Genomic DNA, 16,392 nt, shown 5'->3' on the forward strand with positions numbered 1-16,392 from the left:
GTTCTCCAATGGGCATTTCGCCCGCCGCAGTTTCTCCCGCGGCCGGCGTTCACGCAACAACTGACTCAGTTCTTGCTATTGCTTATCCAGACCGTAGACGGAATGCAAAGTGCGAACCGCCAGTTCCGTATAGGGACCGTCGATCAATATCGAGATTTTGATCTCGGACGTGGTGATGGCGCGGATATTGATCGCCTTGTCGGCCAGCGCCTTGAAGGCGGTGGCCGCGACGCCGGCGTGGCTCCTCATGCCGATGCCGATGACCGAGACCTTCGACATGCCGGCCTCCGACTGCACGACATCGTAGCCGACTTCCGGCTTCAGCTTCTCCAGCACGGCAAGCGCCTTGTCGACGTCGCCGGACGGCACGGTGAAGGTCATGTCGGTGAACTTGCCGTCCTCGGAGATATTCTGGACGATCATGTCGACATTGATGTTGGCCTCAGCCAGCGGGCCGAAGATGCCGGCGGCAACGCCTGGGCGGTCGCCGACGCGGCGCAGCGAAATCTGCGCTTCGTCCTTGGCGTAGGCAATTCCGGTGACGACCTGCTGTTCCACGATCTCTTCCTCGTCGCAAATGAGCGTTCCGGGCGGATTGAGCAAATCCCCCATTCCGGGCGCGTCGGGATCGTCGAAGGACGACCGCACGAAGGTACGCACCCTATGTACCATGGCAAGCTCGACCGAGCGCACCTGCAGCACTTTGGCGCCGAGCGAGGCCATTTCGAGCATTTCCTCGAACGAAATCTTGGCGAGACGCCGGGCTTTCGGCTCAATGCGCGGATCGGTCGTGTAGACGCCGTCGACATCGGTGTAGATGTCGCAGCGGTCGGCCTTGACCGCCGCGGCGATCGCCACGGCGCTGGTGTCGGAGCCGCCGCGGCCAAGCGTCGAGATGCGGTTGTCCGGTCCGATGCCCTGGAAACCGGCGATCACCGCCACCTGGCCCTCGCCGAACCGCTTGATCAGGAAGGCGCCATCGATGTCGAGGATACGCGCCGCGCCATGCGCGTTGTCGGTCTTGATCGGGATCTGCCAGCCCTGCCAGGACCGTGCATGGACGCCCATGTTCTGCAGCGTGATCGCCAGAAGACCGGCGGTAACCTGCTCGCCCGATGCGACAACGGCGTCATATTCGCGCGCATCATGCATGGGCGATGCTTCGCGCGTCCAGGCGACCAGCTCGTTGGTCTTGCCGGCCATGGCCGAGACCACTACGGCAATATCGTGGCCGGCATCGACCTCGCGTTTGACATGGCGCGCCACATTGCGGATGCGGGCGATGTCGGCGACCGAGGTTCCGCCGAATTTCATCACGATACGCGCCATGGAAGCGAAATGCCTTTGACTGAAGCCGGCTCAAGGCCGGAACGGGTGGAAACGCCTGGGTACGCCCGGCGCGGGAATGCGCGGCCTCCTTAGCCAAAACAGCAAGGCTTCGCAAGCGAGCGCGGCCATAAGCAGCCCGGCACCGTCTATCCTGACAGAATCCTGTCGCCGATCATGCCATAAAATCGCCGAAACGGCCCGATGGAGATTCTCATGACCGAGACACTTGAAATCGTCACCTTCCGGCTCAAGCCCGGCACCGAAGCCGGCTTTGTCGCCAATAACGGGATCATGACCGACTGGCTCGCCCGGCAGCCGGGCTTTCTCAGCCGGCATCTCGGCAGGCGCGAGGATGGAAGCTGGGTGGACGTCGTGCGCTGGCAGAACCTGGATCAGGCCCAGGCGGCAGCTGACCGCATCATGGCCGAAATCGGCGACAGCGAGGCCGTGCAGGCAATAGAGCCGGCCAGCGTCACCATGAGCCATGCCGAGGTTGCGCTGTCGCGCTAGGTCCGGCACAAGCCCACATCTTCCGCCGGGCAAACGGCTCAGGCAGCGCTTTGCCACAGGCCCGGATAATCGAGAACGAAACCGGCCGACGAGACCGTCAGGACGGCCTCATAGCCGAAGGCCGGCGCGGCATAGGCGTAGCGGTTTTCGTCCAGTCGCTTATAGGTCTGGTCGAGACGCGTGAGCCTGAGCTCGGGAAAAGCCAGGTAGGCGGCAGGAGCCGGCGTCGCCATGCCGACAACAAGGTTGAAGCGACGGACCACCAAGAGGTTCGTGGCCGGCGTGAAGCCAAGGTCGACATCGACGAGACCCGCGGCTTCGGCCTGGCCCACGCCGTTCAGCATCCATTGACCATCGGCTCGCCGCTCGACCTCGTAATGCAACTCCTTCACGCCGGCAAAGCCCTTGACGCGCGCGAAGCGCGTACTCCAGCCGGCATCGCAATCCACCGCATAGGCAAGGCTGCAGGGCTGGCCGTCATGGAGGAAAAGCGCATGCCCCTGGAGACGCCAACCGCTCTCGGTCGCGCAAAGCATGCAGCCATCATGGCCTTCAAGGTCAAGCCGGCGCCAGAGGATCGAGGGCTGCATGATCGGGTTCCTTTTCGACAGTCTATGCCGTCCCATTCGTGCGAAGTCGCAGTCCCGTTTCACCATCAGTCCGACCAAGCTGCCACGTGCTGACAGTGGGAGAGCTTGGCAACAGCTGAAAAAACCTGCCTTGACATTCCCTCCCCCGCACCCGACTTCCTAACGTCCGAGGAGGCCTACTATGCCAGAACCCCGCCGATCGACCATCGATGCAGGAGAAGTCGAGCGCTTCTCCGCCCTTGCCGCCGAATGGTGGAACCCGAACGGCAAGTTCCGTCCGCTGCACAAGTTCAATCCGGTGCGGCTTGCCTATATCCGCGACCAGGTGGCGACGCGTTTCGGCCGCGATCCGCGCGCGGCTAGGCCGTTCGAAGGCCTGCGCTTCCTCGATATCGGTTGCGGCGGCGGCTTGCTGTGCGAGCCGATGGCCAGGCTTGGCGCCGAAGTAGTCGGCGCCGACGCTTCCGCCACCAACATCGAAGTGGCCAAGCTGCACGCGGCGGAGGCCGGCGTCAACGTCGATTACCGCGTCACGACCGCCGAGGCGTTGGCCGAAGCCGGCGAGACCTTCGACGTCATCCTCAACATGGAAGTGGTCGAGCATGTCGCCGATGTCGACCTCTTCGTCGCCAAATGCGGTCAGATGGTCCGCCCCGGCGGCATCATGTTCGTCGCCACCATTAACCGCACGCTGAAAGCGCTCGGCCTTGCCATCATCGGCGCCGAATATGTCCTGCGCTGGCTGCCGCGCGGCACCCATCAGTTCGGCAAGCTGGTCCGGCCGGAGGAACTGGCAAAAGCGCTGGGCGCCGCAGGCCTCACGGTGATCGACCGCACCGGCGTTATCTATCATCCGCTGGCCGACCGCTGGCAGAAGTCCAGGGACATGGACGTCAATTACATGATGCTGGCGGAGAAAGCCTCGGTCTGAGTTGCGCAGCCGAAGCGTTCGCTCTTACGCCGCCTGGCCTTGCATCCGAGTGCTTGTCGACCCCTGTGCCTTGGTCGTGATGAAGACGCCGGTGGTGATGATGGCGGCGCCCAGCCAGGTCAGCAGGCGGTAATGCTCGCCGAGGAAGATCGTGCCGGCGAAAAGGCCGACAGCCGCCGCCACATAGCCGATTTGGCTGAGATAGACCGGGCCGCCGACCGCCTGCAGCCGGAAGAAGAAGGCGAACATCGCCGAGGCCGACGCCACTTGGCCGACCACCACCAGCGGCACGCCGCCGAGCGGGACGAAGGCCTGTCCGCCCAGAAGCGCCAGAATGCCGATGACCAGGAGCGTGGCCGAGGCCAGATGGCTGCCGACGGCAAGCTCGATGGGCCCGGTGCTCTCCGGCCAGTCGACGGTGCGGTAGATGTTGCCGGCGGCAAGGCTGACCGGGATGAGCAGGCCGATCGCCACCCAGAAATAATCGGCCGGCTGGCCGGCCTCGCCACGCGTCAGCGCGACCATCACCGCGCCGACGAAGCCGACGGCGATACCGATGACGCCGAGCAGATTGGGGCGTCTGACGCCGAGCAGGATCGAGAACACCAGCGTAACGACCGGCGATAGCGTGAACATGATGCCGGTGTAGCCGGCGCCGAGATGCGGGATCGCCGAGAACATTAAAAGATTGGGAATGGCATAGGAAATCGCCGCAGTGACGAAGAAGTAGCGCAGCTTGTGCGGCGTCAGCCGGATGCGCTCGCCGCGCAGCAGAAGCGCCAAGAGCAGCACGCCGCCGGCGCCCAGCGAAATGACGAAGGCCCACACCGTCGCCGGCACTCCAGCCGCGGTCGCAAGCTTGCCGAACGGCAGCGTCATGCCGAGCAGGCCGCCCGTCACCACCAGAAGGCCGATCGCCGAATCCCAGAGAAATCTCATCGGACTGTCCTGTCGCTGCGCGACCGCTTGGCGGCCGGTTTATTCTGCGGTAAGATAGCGCAAAGATTCTTTATGTCAAGATACTTTGCGGTGAGCCATATGGATCGAGCGGGCAGGGCCATGGAACAGTGGCGGCGGGAGCGGCCGGATCTCGACGTGTCGCCCATGGGCGTCATCGGGCGCCTGAACGAGGCGTCGGCGCTGATCGCGCGCGACCGGCTCTCCCCGGTCTTCGCCCGCTTCGGACTGCAGATGGGCGAATTCGACGTGCTAGCGACGTTGCGCCGTTCCGGCGCGCCCTACGCGCTGACGCCGACGGAGCTCTACGAGGCGACGATGGTGACGTCGGGCGCGATGACCGCCCGGCTCGACCGTCTGGAAAAGGCCGAACTGATCCAGCGCGCCCCACACCCCAGCGACAGGCGCGGCGTTGTCGTGCAGCTTACCGCGAAAGGCCACGAGCTCACCGACGACGCGCTCACCGCCCATGTGGCCAACGAGCATGAAATCCTCGCCGGCCTGACGCGCGAGGAGCGGGACATGCTGGCGAAATTGCTGGAAAAACTGATCGGAAGCTTAAGCTCGCCGTCTTAGTTCCGGTCGTCGGGAAAGCTCGGGATCGGCATGAACTCGACGCCGTCTTCTATGAGGCTTTGTGCCTCTTCCGGTGTTGCCTCGCCATAGATGCCGCGCGGATCGGTCTCCCCGAAATGGATCTTGCGCGCTTCCTCGGCGAACTTGTCGCCGACATAGTCGGCATTCTCGCGTATCTTCTCGGCCAGCGCCTTGAGCTGCGCGAGCGCCTGTTTTTGAGCCTCGCCCATGGCCAAAGCCACCTTCTCCTGCTTGCGCGAGGTCGAAACGGCCGGCGCCATCAGCGCCTTCTCGACCTTGTGCGAGCCGCAGGTCGGGCAATCGACGAAGCCGCGCTTCTTCTGGGTGTCGAAGTCGTCATTGCTGCGGAACCAGGCTTCGAATTCGTGCTCGCGTTCGCAGATCAGGGAAAAGCGGATCAAGAGGCAGCACCCCTCAGACGCGGCGCCTCGCTTGTCCCGGCATTGACGGTGAAATCTCGCGCATTCCTGAGATTGGGGATCTTGCGGCGCGCGGCAAGCGACTGGGCCGGATCGATTTCGGCGACGATCACGCCGGGCTCGTCATGCGCGGCCTCGGCGACGATGCGCCCCCACGGGTCGACGATCAGCGAATGACCATAGGTCTCGCGCCCGTCCTCATGCAGGCCGCCTTGCGCGGCCGCAATCACATAGGCGCCGTTCTCGATGGCGCGGGCGCGCAGCAGCACATGCCAATGCGCCTCGCCGGTCTGGCGGGTGAAGGCGGCGGGCACAGTCAACACCTCGGCTCCTGCAACCGCCTCGGCGCGGAACAGCTGCGGAAAGCGCAGGTCGTAGCAGACGGCAAAGCCCAGCCTCGTTCCGTTGATGTCGGTCACGGCCGCTTCCGTTCCCGGTTCGTAGGACGCGGATTCACGCCAGCTCTCGCCATTGTCGAGATCGACATCGAACATATGGATCTTGTCGTAGCCGGCGATCAGGGTGCCGTCGGGCGAAAACAGGAACGCGCGGTTGGCGAGCTTGCCGTCGGCGCGCAGGATCGCCGTCGAGCCGATATGCAGATAGACGCCGAGCTCCTTCGCCAGCCTGCGCGCGGTGGCGACGACCACGTCCTTGTCCTCGGTGGTGAAGGCGGCTGCTCCCGCCTGCTTGTCGCGGATCAGCGCGCCGGTCATTTCGGGTGTCTGGACGTAGGTGGCGCCCTGGCCGGCGGCCTGCCGAACCAGAACCTCCATATCCTTTGCGTTGCGCTCCGGGCTGGTCCCCGAACGCATCTGCACCGCCGCCGCCTTGAAAACCCCCATGATCAAGCCCTCGCTCCGTTGGCAAGCAGCACGTCAAGCCGGCCCTGTGACTCCAATTCATGGAGATCGTCGCAGCCGCCGACATGTGTGTCGCCGATGAATATCTGCGGAAAAGTGGTGCGCCCATGCGCCCGCGAAATCATTTCCTGGCGCAATTCCGGCGAGAATGAAGCGTCATGCTCGGTATAGGCCACACCCTTGCGCTCGAGCAACCGCTTTGCGGCCGTGCAATAACCGCACATCATCCGCGTATAGATCGTCACATCGACCATCGATCAGCAATCCTGCCTGCGCATATCGCCCAACAGTCATGCGAGAACGACATGCACCAAAACAACAACTTAAGCACTATATAGTTGCAGACTCATCGGGCCGAAAGTCCCCCGGCAGCACGCGGGCGAAAGTGAGGACGTCGACCGCCCCGGCGCCGCCTCTCTTCAACGCCTTGGCAACCGCCCGCACCGTGGCGCCGGTGGTGTAGACATCGTCGACGACCAGCACCCGGCGCCCCGCTATCTCGATTTCGGCGTCCGGTGGTACACGGAAAGCGGCGCGCACATTCTCCTCGCGCTCGTGCCGTTCGAGCCCGACCTGCTGGCGCGTCAGCTTGACGCGCCTGACTGCGGACGGCGAGAAGGGCAGCCCGCCGAGCTTTGCAACGGCCCGTCCGAGCTCCGCCGACTGGTTGAACTGACGCCGGAAGAAGCGCCGCCAATGCAACGGCACCGGCACCACCAGGTCGGCCTCCGCGATCAGCTCCGCGCCGGCACGCATCATCCACTTCGCCATCCAGGGCGCGAGGTCGGTTCGATCCTGATATTTCAACCCCTGCACCATCTGCCGCGCGACGCCCGAATAGATGACGGCTGCCCGAGCCCGTTGGAAGGGCGGCGGATCGGCGATCGCCTCGGCCGAAAGAAACCCCTCGCCCATGTCGTGGGTGAAGGGTGTGCCCATCACCGGGCACCAGGGTTTTTCCAAAAGCCTCAGCTTCGGCCAGCAGGCGCCGCACAAGACGCCGGGCTGCGACACATGGCGACGGCAGCCGGCGCAAACCGGCGGAAACAACAGCCGCGCCGGCCAGGCAAGCGCCTGCCGCGTCATATCCTGGATCGCTATGCTCTTGATCTTGTGCACCGGATCGGCCACGTGAAAAGAAACCCCGCGTCACCTTAACACCACTCCGGCACGCGCGGACAACAGGAAGCTTTCATTGCAGCCCTTGATCGACACCGCGCTCTGGCTCACGCGCAAGCGCCGAGCTCTCGCCCGCCCCGTCGAAGGCGCCGATTTCCTGATGCGCCGCGCCGCGGAGGATCTTGCTGACCGGCTGGGTGCCGTCGAACGCCGCTTCGGCAAGGCGGCCGCACTGTTCTGTCAGACATCGGCGGCGGCACAGGTGCTTGCCGACAGCGGCAAGGTCGGCGAAATCCTGCGCGTCGAGATGGACGAAGCGCTTCTCGCCGGCAATCCCGGCCTGGTGGCGCCGCCGGAAACCGTGCCGTTCGAGGAGAACAGCCTCGATCTCGTGGTCTGCCTGCTCTCGCTGCACGCGATGAACGACATTCCCGGTGTGCTGGCGCAAATCCGCCGGGCGCTGCGGCCGGACGGCCTGTTCCTCGGCGCTCTCGCCGGCGCTGGCACATTGGCGGAATTGCGCGAGAGCATGCTTGCGGCGGAGACGGAGCTTTATGGCGGCGCAAGCCCGCGCATCCTTCCCTTCACCGACGTGCGCGACGCGGGCGCGCTGCTGCAGCGCGCCGGCCTTGCATTGCCCGTTGCCGATGTAGAAACGGTCGCGGTGCGTTACGATACGCTGTTCGATCTCGCCGCCGATTTGCGCGCCATGGGCGAAACCAACGCTCTTCTCGCTCGCAGCCGCCGGCCGGCCGGCAGACGCCTGTTTGCCCGCGCCGCCGAAATCTATGCCGAGCGGTTCTCGGATCCGGACGGCCGTATCCGAGCAAGCTTTCCGATCGTCTGGATGTCCGGCTGGGCTCCCGACGCTTCGCAGCAGAAGCCGCTCAAGCCGGGATCCGCCAAGGTCTCGCTGAAGACGATCTTGGAGAGCCCGTCCAAGGGCTGATTCCGACGTCTAATGAGCGAAGGCGTTGACCAGTCTGCTGTTGTTGTCTGAAAATAGCCACTGGAGCGCATCCGCGGCCTTGCCGATGCCGCCAATGATGACAAGCGACAGCACGGTGAGGATCAGACCATATTCAACAGCCGTGGCACCCGATTCATCTTCTATGAATTGCTGCAGCAGGTTTTTCATGGTCATCGATCCCTCTTGCCGGCAACCATAGTCCCTACCCGTTAAGAAAGGTTAACAGCAAAAGCTTAACAGCGGGTGAAACAGCCGCTTCTCGCTGAATTTATTAACCACGTCAGCACTCGCCGCTGCGGCTGCCGTCGTTGCGGATGACGCAGATTGAACCGGGCATTGGCTGCAGCACGCTGCGGCGCACGGTATATGTGTTGAGGCGATGACCGATCGATCCGGTCGCCGTCATGTCGAGCCCGCCGGGGAAGCCGTCGCGGGCGCTTTGCGGCCGGGTCTGGTTGTCCAGGAAAGGCGTCGCGATCAGCGCCAGCGCCACCGCGGCCGAACCGAAGAGAAGCGTGATCCGCAGGATGCCCATGCCGGCGTCCGCCGCGCGGAAGCCTCGATTGGGCCGGATCGAGTCCCAGTCTCTTTCAAGGCTCATGCCGTATTTCCCAATCATCGAGATCTCGCCGCGCGAACGGCTTCGTGCAATTTTTCACCTCGAGATAAATCTTCCATTAACGCTGGCTAAAGCGGCTCCGGGAAAACATGAGGAAACATTCGCGATCTTCCGGAAACGGTTGGCTGCCGCAAAGGCAGGCCGCGAAATCACAAAAGATCGATGAGGAACTGGATCAGCGGCGCGTCGGCCGGCGGCATCGGATAGTCGCGCATCTGCCGCGGCCTGACCCATTTGAGCCCCTGCCCTTCCCTGGGCTGCGCGATCCCGCGGAAGCGGCGGCAGATATAGAGCGGCATCAGCAGATGGAAATCGTCATAGGAGTGGCTGGCGAAGGTAAGCGGCGCCAGGCACGGAATCTCCGTCTCGATGCCGAGCTCCTCGTGCAACTCGCGGACCAGGCACTCCTCCGGCGTCTCGCCGGGCTCGACCTTGCCGCCTGGAAACTCCCACAGCCCTGCGAGTTGCTTGCCCTCGGGGCGCTGAGCCAGGAGCACGCGCCGGTCGGCGTCGACCAGCGCGCAGGCGGCGACCAGGAGCAGGCGCTTTCCGGTTGGTTTGATCTCGCTCATGCGCCTGGCGGCCGTCGATAGTGATAGCGATAGACTTCTTCGAAGCCGAGCGACCGGTAGAGCGAGAGCGCCGGTAGATTGCTGGCCTCGACCTGCAGCCAGGCCTCGCGCGCGCCGCGCAGCCGCGCCCATTTGAGCGCGGAGAGAATGAGGTTGCGGCCGTGGCCCTGTTTGCGCGCGGACTTTTCGGTGGCGACCTCGAACAGGCCGGCGAGGTCGCCGTCATGGACGCAGATCAGCGTCGCCAGCGCCTCGTTGCCGTCCTCCAGCGCGAACAGCCCCGCCTCCGGCTGGATGGCGCCGATAACCTCGGACAGGCCGGGCCGCAGCGAGACGTCCGAGCCGCTCGTCCTGAGCGACGCGCCGATGAAGCGGCTGATGTCCTTGAGCGGTATCTGGTCCATGGCCGCGCCAAGCTCGAGGTCCTTCAGCGGCAGCCGCATGACCAGGGATTCGTCGAACCTGTTCCAGCCGGCCTTGTCGAGATGCGTGGACAAGACCTGTCCCGACAGCGGCGACATGCGGAAGGTCAGTGGCCTGCCATAGGCGTCGAAGCGCCTTGCGGCGCGGCCGATGCGCTCCTCGATGGCGTGCGTATCGCCCGGATCGAGCGGATTGACCGAGTTGAGGCGCTTGGCGGGGTGCCCGGCCGTGAGCCGCACCACCCAGGTCCCGTCATAATGGACGGCGGCCGCCGGCCAGGCGCGAAAACCCGCCGCCTCGTAGCGGCGCACGATTGCCAGCACGCTAGCCGGATGCCTGGACACCGGCGCCATCAGCTCCGGTAATCGCCGTTGATGGCGACATATTCCTTGGTGAGGTCGCAGGTCCACACCGTCGCCTTGCCGCGGCCGATGCCGAGATCGGCGCGGATGCGGATGTCGTCGCGCTTCATATAGGCCGAGGTCGCTTCCTCCGAATAGGCCGGATCGCGCTCGCCCTCATGCGCCAGGCGGTGGTCGCCGAACCAGATCGACAGCCGGTCGCGATCCGCCGGCTCGCCGGCCTTGCCGACGGCCATGACGACGCGGCCCCAATTAGCGTCTTCGCCAGCGACCGCCGTCTTGACCAGCGGCGAATTGGCGATCGAAAGCGCAATGCGCTTGGCCGAACGCGCCGATTTGGCGCCGGTGACGGTGACCTCAACCTGCTTGCGCGCGCCCTCGCCGTCACGCACCACTTGCAGCGCCAGCGACTTCAGCACCTTGCCGAGCGCCCGCCGGAACGCGCCGAGTCGCGCGTCCTTCGGATCGCTGATCGCCGGCGCCCCGCGCGCGGCCGCCTTGCCGGTGGCGAAGAAAAGCAGCGTGTCACTGGTCGAGGTGTCGCTGTCGACGGTCACCGCATTGAAGGTCTTGGCCGTGCCGCGCGACAGCAGGTCCTGCAGCACAGGGGCAGCGATCGGCGCGTCGGTGGCGATGAAGGAGAGCATCGTCGCCATGTCGGGCGCGATCATGCCGGCGCCCTTGGCGATGCCGTTGATGGTCACGTCCGCGTCACCGAGCTTGACCGTCTGGGTCGCCACCTTCGGATAGGTATCCGTGGTCATGATCGCCTTGGCCGCCTCGGTCCACAGATCCGGCTTGCCGTCCTTGACCAGGCCGGCCAGCAGATGGCTGAATTTCGTGGTGTCGAGCGGCTCGCCGATGACGCCGGTCGAGGCCAGGAACACTTCGCTCCCGGAACATCCCGCGGCCTTTGCTGCCGCTTCGCCGCTCAACGCCGTCGAAGCCTTGCCCTTCTTGCCGGTGAAGGCATTGGCATTGCCGGAATTGACCACCAGCACGCGCGCCTTGCCGGCAGGCAGGTTCTGGCGGCAGAAGTCGACCGGCGCAGACGGACATTTCGACCTGGTGAACACGCCAGCGACCGCCGTGCCCGGATCGAAGACCATGGCGAGCAGGTCGGTCCTATTCTTGTATTTGATGCCGGCTTCGGCGGTCGCGATCCGCACACCCTCGATGACCGGCATCTTCGGATATTTCTTCGGCGCGAGCGGCGAAATCGTAGCGGACATCGGGACCCCGGTGCGGCAAGAACACAAAAGGAAGGCCGGTTTGCCCGATAGCGCGCCCCGGCGCAAGGGGCGTTCTGGCCGCGCCGTCCCGGCTTGGCGGCGGCTCTGCAATCGGACACGCGTCGTTTCGTTTCGTCGCCGAAGCCGATATGATCGGCGGCAGATTCACCGGCTAAGGAGACCTCGATGGGCGAAGCCGCCGCTCGCGGGCGCAAGTCGATCGGCGCGAAACGCAATCCCGAGAGTGCCGATGCCATCGTCAGGGCCGCCGAGGCGGTGTTGCGGGAGGCCGGCTATGCCGGCTTCTCGATCGAGGCCGTGGCCCGGCGGGCGCGGGCGGGAAAGCCGACCATCTATCGCTGGTGGCCGAGCAAGGCGGCGCTGCTGATCGAGGTCTACCAGCGCCAGAAGCGCGTCGAGACGCCCGACACCGGAAACATCGAGGACGATCTGGTGGGCTTCTTGGAAAATCTCTTCGCGCATTGGCGCGACACCCCGTCGGGCAACATATTCCGCTCGCTGATCGCCGAGGCGCAGTCGGACGAGACAGCCGCCGCAGCGCTTGCCGAATATTCGAAGGGACGCCGCAGCCATACCGGCCGGATGATCGAGCGCGCCAAGATGCGGGGCGAGGTGGCGGCCGATGTCGATGCCGGGATCGTCGCCGACCTGATAGCGTCCTACGCCTGGCGGCATCTGCTGACCGACCGCCTCGACGAAAACGAGGCGGCGATCCGCGCCGCCGTGCGCTACCTCACGCGGGGGATAACGACCGCCTGACCCCCGGAAAGCGAAAGGGCGCCTTCAAGGCGCCCTTTGCAGAACCATCCGGCGGATGCGGTTACTTGCCACCTTCCAGCGTATCGACGTCCTTCTTGAGCTTTTGGTCCGGGATCTCGACCTTGGCGGCCGCGCGCAGGTCCTTGACCATGGCGAAATACTTGTCGCGGATCACCGCCTGCTTGGCCTGGTCCTTGACGTCGTCGAAGGCCGGCGGCTGCTTGGCGCGCTTGTCTTCGAGCTTGATGACGTGCCAGCCGAACTGCGTCTGCACCGGCTCCTTGGTGTATTTGCCGACGTCGAGCGCGAAGGCCGCCTTGTCGAATTCCGGCACCATCTGGCCGGGGCCGAACCAGCCGAGATCGCCGCCATTGGTTTTGCCTGAAGGGTCGTTGGTGTGTTCGTTGGCGAGCTTCTGGAAGTCGGCGCCGCCGTCGAGCTGCTTGATGATCGCCTCGGCCTCTTCCTTCGTCTTCACAAGGATGTGACGCGCATGCACTTCGTTGACCGGCGGCGTGTTGGCGATCTCCTGGTCGTAGCGGGCGCGCACCTCGGCGTCCGTCACCTTGTCGACCACTTCCTTCTCGACGACCTCGCCATGCAGGGCACGCGCCTGCAGGAAAGCCATGCGGCGCTGGAAGTCAGCATCCTTGTCGAGGCCGCTGTCGACCGCCTTCTTGGCCATGACGCGGATTTCGATGGCCGCCGAAAGGGCCGCCGCGCGGCGCTGGTCGGGCGGCAGTTGCGCGAATTGTTGCGACAGTTCGCCTTCGGCGAGCTGAAGATCGGCCTCGGTCAGCTTCTCGCCATTGATGGTGGCGACCACGGCATTGGGGTCGACCGGCTTCGCGGGAGCGGCGGCAGGCGCGGCGGCATCCGCGGGCTTGGTCTCCTGTGCCATCAGCGGCGACAGGCAAAGAGCCGAGAGCCCGAAGGCCAGACCGAGGCTGGCGAGCGAGACGCGGCGGAACGACAGGGACATCGAGATAAACTCCAATGGGGATTGCCAATAAGGATCGCGTGAGCGAAAGGGTTCCTGATCAGTCGGATTGTGGCGGAATTTGGCGCTACCCATAGGGCTAACGCGGCGTTGACATCGATTGAGCCCCCTCTTATCTGTCCAACGACTTGGCGTCCAGAACCGTTTTCCGGGCGCTTTTTGCGTTTGTCCGCATTCACGCGGATTTGATGGGCCCGCCCGGTGCCTGTCGCAAACGGCTAAAATTGCTATCGAAAGGACCATTGGATGGTCAGTCTAGGCGGTCTCGCCCGTAAGGTTTTCGGTTCTTCCAACGATCGTCGCGTCAAGGCGACCCGGCCCAGGGTCGAAGCCATCAACGCCATGGAAAACGAGATGCGGGCGCTTTCCGACGCCGAGCTTGCTGGGCGCACTGAAAAGTTCCGCCAGGATCTCGCCAACGGCGCTTCGCTCGACGATCTCCTGGTTCCGGCCTTCGCCACGGTACGCGAAGCGGCCCGCCGCGTGCTCGGCATGCGGCCTTTCGACGTCCAGCTGATCGGCGGCATGGTGCTTCACAATGGCGGCATCGCCGAGATGCGCACCGGCGAGGGCAAGACCCTGGTCGCCACCTTGCCCGTCTACCTCAATGCGCTCGCCGGCAAGGGCGTGCATGTCGTCACCGTCAATGACTATCTTGCCAAGCGCGACGCCGAATGGATGGGCCGCGTCTACAAATTCCTCGGCCTGACCGTCGGCATCATTGTCCATGGCCTTTCCGACGATGAGCGCCGCGAGGCCTACGCCTCCGACGTTACCTATGCCACCAACAACGAGCTCGGCTTCGACTATCTGCGCGACAACATGAAGTACGAGCGCTCGCAGATGGTGCAGCGCGGACATTCCTACGCCATCGTCGACGAGGTCGATTCCATCCTGGTCGACGAAGCGCGCACGCCGCTGATCATTTCCGGTCCGCTCGAGGACCGTTCGGAAATGTACAACACCATCGACGCCTTCATGCTGAAGCTCGGCCCGGCCGATTACGAGGTCGACGAGAAGCAGAAGACGACGATCTTCACCGAGGACGGCACCGAGAAGCTGGAAAATATGCTGCGCGACGCAGGCCTGTTGAAGGGCGAGTCGCTCTACGACGTCGAGAACGTCGCCATCGTCCATCACGTCAACAACGCGCTGAAGGCGCATCTGTTGTTCCAGAAGGACAGGGACTACATCGTGCGCAACGGCGAGATCGTCATCATCGACGAGTTCACCGGCCGCATGATGCCCGGACGCCGCTATTCGGAAGGCCTGCACCAGGCGCTCGAGGCCAAGGAGCATGTGCAGATCCAGCCGGAGAACCAGACGCTGGCCTCCGTCACCTTCCAGAACTATTTCCGCCTCTACAAGAAGCTTGCCGGCATGACCGGCACGGCGCTGACCGAGGCCGAGGAATTCGCCAACATCTACAATCTCGAAGTCACCGAGATCCCGACCAACCTTCCGGTCGCTCGCAAGGACGAGGATGACGAGGTCTACCGGACGGTCGACGAGAAATACAAGGCGATCGTCAAGGAGATCCGCGACGCCCGCGATCGTGGCCAGCCGATCCTGGTCGGCACCACATCGATCGAGAAATCCGAGCTGCTGGCCGAGCGCCTGCGCAAGGAAGGCATCAAGGACTTCGAGGTGCTGAACGCCCGTCACCACGAGCGGGAGGCGTCCATCGTCGCCCAGGCCGGCAAGCCCGGCGCCATCACCATCGCCACCAACATGGCCGGCCGCGGCACCGACATCAAGCTCGGCGGCAATGCCGAAATGCGCATCGCCGAGGAGCTTGGCGACATGCCGCCCGGACCCGAGCGCGAGGCTCGGGAAAAAGAGATCAATGACGATGTCGAGCGCCTGAAGGAAAAGGCGCTGGCCGCCGGCGGCCTTTACGTTCTGGCCACGGAACGCCACGAATCGCGCCGCATCGACAACCAGCTGCGCGGCCGCTCCGGCCGACAGGGCGATCCGGGCCGCTCGAAATTCTTCCTGTCGCTGCAGGACGATTTGATGCGCATCTTCGGCTCCGAGCGCATGGACGGCATGCTGCAGAAGCTCGGCCTCAAGGAAGACGAAGCGATCATCCACCCCTGGATCAACAAGGCTCTCGAGAAAGCGCAGAAGAAGGTCGAGGCGCGCAACTTCGACATCCGCAAGAACCTCCTGAAATATGACGACGTCTCGAACGACCAGCGCAAGGTGGTATTCGAGCAGCGTCTCGAGCTGATGGACGGCGAAGGCCTGTCCGAGACGATCGCCGAGATGCGCGAAGGCGTCATCGAGGAGATCGTCGCCAAGAACATTCCCGAAAACGCCTATGCCGAGCAGTGGAACGTCGCGGGCCTCAAGGAGGAGGTGGCGCAGTATCTCAATCTCGACCTGCCGATCGAGGAATGGGTCAAGGAAGAGGGCATCGCCGAGGACGACATCCGCGAGCGCATCACGGCCGCGGCCGACGCCGCCGCCAAGGAGCGCGCCGACCGCTTCGGCCCGGATGTGATGAACTATGTCGAACGTTCGGTGGTGCTGCAGACGCTCGACCATTTGTGGCGCGAGCACATCGTCAACCTCGACCACCTGCGCTCCGTCGTCGGCTTCCGCGGCTACGCCCAGCGCGACCCGCTGCAGGAATACAAGGGCGAAGCTTTCGAGCTGTTCCAAGCCATGCTCGGCAATCTGCGCCAGGCCGTCACCGCGCAGCTGATGCGCGTCGAGCTGGTGCGCCAGGCGGCCGACGCGCCGCCGCCCGAAGCGCCGGAGATGTTCGGCAGCCATATCGATGGCTCCACCGGCGAGGACGATTTCCAGGGCGGCGAGACTGCGCTTCTGATGCGCCAGGACACCAGCGCTGTCGTCGCGCCGGAAAATCGCGACCCGAAGAACCCAGCAAGCTGGGGCAAGGTTGGCCGAAACGAGCTCTGCCCCTGCGGCTCCGGCAAGAAGTACAAGCACTGCCACGGCGCCTTCGCCTGAGGCCTTTTCCTTCTCCCCGTTCTACGGGGAGAAGGGCGGATGAGGGGCAGCGCCGGCGTTCCCGCGATCACGGCAGAACGTCGGGTTAGGCTTTCCTAGCAACCAGTCAGCACAGGGATTTTGACCGGTCGGCTCTGTTT

Annotated in this window: 19 protein-coding genes; 6 read left to right on the forward strand and 13 right to left on the reverse strand. The window is 64.4% G+C overall.

The window, feature by feature from the left end:
• Positions 1-75: 75 nt before the first annotated feature.
• Complete coding sequence (locus P9273_RS29110) at positions 76-1,329, reverse strand: aspartate kinase (protein ID WP_278051917.1); 1,254 nt, start codon at positions 1,327-1,329, stop codon at positions 76-78.
• A 213-nt stretch (positions 1,330-1,542) separates the two neighbouring features.
• Between P9273_RS29110 and P9273_RS29115 the strand changes: the two genes are divergently transcribed.
• A complete protein-coding gene (locus P9273_RS29115; protein ID WP_278051918.1) occupies positions 1,543-1,839 on the forward strand; it encodes an antibiotic biosynthesis monooxygenase family protein in 297 nt (98 codons plus the stop codon).
• Positions 1,840-1,877: 38 nt separating this feature from the next.
• Here P9273_RS29115 and P9273_RS29120 read toward each other — a convergent pair whose 3' ends face one another.
• Positions 1,878-2,429 (reverse strand): putative glycolipid-binding domain-containing protein, encoded by a 552-nt coding sequence (locus tag P9273_RS29120; protein WP_278051919.1) that lies wholly within the window; start codon positions 2,427-2,429, stop codon positions 1,878-1,880.
• Between the two features lie 181 nt (positions 2,430-2,610).
• Between P9273_RS29120 and ubiG the strand changes: the two genes are divergently transcribed.
• Entirely contained in the window at positions 2,611-3,360 is a 750-nt protein-coding gene (ubiG, locus tag P9273_RS29125; RefSeq protein WP_278051920.1) for a bifunctional 2-polyprenyl-6-hydroxyphenol methylase/3-demethylubiquinol 3-O-methyltransferase UbiG, read from the forward strand.
• A gap of 24 nt (positions 3,361-3,384) precedes the next feature.
• Here the strand turns inward: ubiG and P9273_RS29130 are convergent, their stop codons facing one another.
• Complete coding sequence (locus P9273_RS29130; protein WP_278051921.1) at positions 3,385-4,299, reverse strand: DMT family transporter; 915 nt, start codon at positions 4,297-4,299, stop codon at positions 3,385-3,387.
• Between the two features lie 99 nt (positions 4,300-4,398).
• On the opposite strand from P9273_RS29130, the gene P9273_RS29135 reads away from it, so the two are divergent.
• Positions 4,399-4,893: a MarR family winged helix-turn-helix transcriptional regulator gene (locus P9273_RS29135; RefSeq protein WP_278051923.1), complete on the forward strand. Its 495-nt coding sequence runs from the start codon at positions 4,399-4,401 to the stop codon at positions 4,891-4,893.
• On the opposite strand, the gene P9273_RS29140 is transcribed toward P9273_RS29135, so the two are convergent.
• The 4 genes from P9273_RS29140 to P9273_RS29155 all read right to left on the reverse strand — a co-directional run bounded on the left by P9273_RS29140 (position 4,890) and on the right by P9273_RS29155 (position 7,327).
• Positions 4,890-5,315, reverse strand: coding sequence for a DUF1178 family protein (locus P9273_RS29140; protein ID WP_040998466.1), 426 nt, complete (start codon positions 5,313-5,315; stop codon positions 4,890-4,892). The genes P9273_RS29135 and P9273_RS29140 overlap by 4 nt on opposite strands.
• Positions 5,312-6,178 carry a carbon-nitrogen hydrolase family protein gene (locus tag P9273_RS29145; protein WP_278051976.1) on the reverse strand — a complete coding sequence of 289 codons (867 nt, stop codon included), beginning with the start codon at positions 6,176-6,178 and terminating at the stop codon, positions 5,312-5,314. Before P9273_RS29145 ends, P9273_RS29140 begins: the two co-directional genes overlap by 4 nt.
• A gap of 2 nt (positions 6,179-6,180) precedes the next feature.
• Positions 6,181-6,450: a glutaredoxin 3 gene (gene grxC, locus P9273_RS29150; RefSeq protein ID WP_040998470.1), complete on the reverse strand. Its 270-nt coding sequence runs from the start codon at positions 6,448-6,450 to the stop codon at positions 6,181-6,183.
• 76 nt (positions 6,451-6,526) lie between these two features.
• A complete protein-coding gene (locus tag P9273_RS29155; protein WP_278051924.1) occupies positions 6,527-7,327 on the reverse strand; it encodes a ComF family protein in 801 nt (266 codons plus the stop codon).
• 64 nt (positions 7,328-7,391) lie between these two features.
• Between P9273_RS29155 and P9273_RS29160 the strand changes: the two genes are divergently transcribed.
• Positions 7,392-8,264 carry a methyltransferase domain-containing protein gene (locus P9273_RS29160; protein ID WP_278051925.1) on the forward strand — a complete coding sequence of 291 codons (873 nt, stop codon included), beginning with the start codon at positions 7,392-7,394 and terminating at the stop codon, positions 8,262-8,264.
• Positions 8,265-8,273: 9 nt separating this feature from the next.
• Here the strand turns inward: P9273_RS29160 and P9273_RS29165 are convergent, their stop codons facing one another.
• The 5 genes from P9273_RS29165 to argJ form a co-directional block, all read right to left on the reverse strand.
• Positions 8,274-8,459, reverse strand: a complete 186-nt coding sequence (locus P9273_RS29165) for a Flp family type IVb pilin (protein ID WP_082045144.1) — start codon at positions 8,457-8,459, stop codon at positions 8,274-8,276.
• Between the two features lie 106 nt (positions 8,460-8,565).
• Positions 8,566-8,886 carry a hypothetical protein gene (locus tag P9273_RS29170; protein WP_278051926.1) on the reverse strand — a complete coding sequence of 107 codons (321 nt, stop codon included), beginning with the start codon at positions 8,884-8,886 and terminating at the stop codon, positions 8,566-8,568.
• 167 nt (positions 8,887-9,053) lie between these two features.
• Complete coding sequence (locus tag P9273_RS29175) at positions 9,054-9,476, reverse strand: (deoxy)nucleoside triphosphate pyrophosphohydrolase (protein WP_040998478.1); 423 nt, start codon at positions 9,474-9,476, stop codon at positions 9,054-9,056.
• A complete protein-coding gene (locus tag P9273_RS29180) occupies positions 9,473-10,252 on the reverse strand; it encodes a GNAT family N-acetyltransferase (RefSeq protein WP_278051927.1) in 780 nt (259 codons plus the stop codon). The genes P9273_RS29175 and P9273_RS29180 overlap by 4 nt, the downstream gene beginning before the upstream one ends.
• Complete coding sequence (argJ, locus tag P9273_RS29185) at positions 10,252-11,493, reverse strand: bifunctional glutamate N-acetyltransferase/amino-acid acetyltransferase ArgJ (protein WP_278051929.1); 1,242 nt, start codon at positions 11,491-11,493, stop codon at positions 10,252-10,254. Before argJ ends, P9273_RS29180 begins: the two co-directional genes overlap by 1 nt.
• Positions 11,494-11,679: 186 nt before the next feature.
• On the opposite strand from argJ, the gene P9273_RS29190 reads away from it, so the two are divergent.
• Complete coding sequence (locus P9273_RS29190; RefSeq protein WP_278051931.1) at positions 11,680-12,273, forward strand: TetR/AcrR family transcriptional regulator; 594 nt, start codon at positions 11,680-11,682, stop codon at positions 12,271-12,273.
• 61 nt (positions 12,274-12,334) lie between these two features.
• Here P9273_RS29190 and P9273_RS29195 read toward each other — a convergent pair whose 3' ends face one another.
• On the reverse strand, positions 12,335-13,255 hold the full coding sequence (locus P9273_RS29195) for a peptidylprolyl isomerase (protein ID WP_278051932.1): 921 nt from the start codon (positions 13,253-13,255) through the stop codon (positions 12,335-12,337).
• 264 nt (positions 13,256-13,519) lie between these two features.
• On the opposite strand from P9273_RS29195, the gene secA reads away from it, so the two are divergent.
• Positions 13,520-16,252, forward strand: coding sequence for a preprotein translocase subunit SecA (gene secA, locus P9273_RS29200; RefSeq protein ID WP_278051933.1), 2,733 nt, complete (start codon positions 13,520-13,522; stop codon positions 16,250-16,252).
• Positions 16,253-16,392 lie beyond the last annotated feature (140 nt).

The sequence above is a fragment of the Mesorhizobium sp. WSM4935 genome (genome assembly GCF_029625735.1).
Taxonomy (GTDB): domain Bacteria; phylum Pseudomonadota; class Alphaproteobacteria; order Rhizobiales; family Rhizobiaceae; genus Mesorhizobium.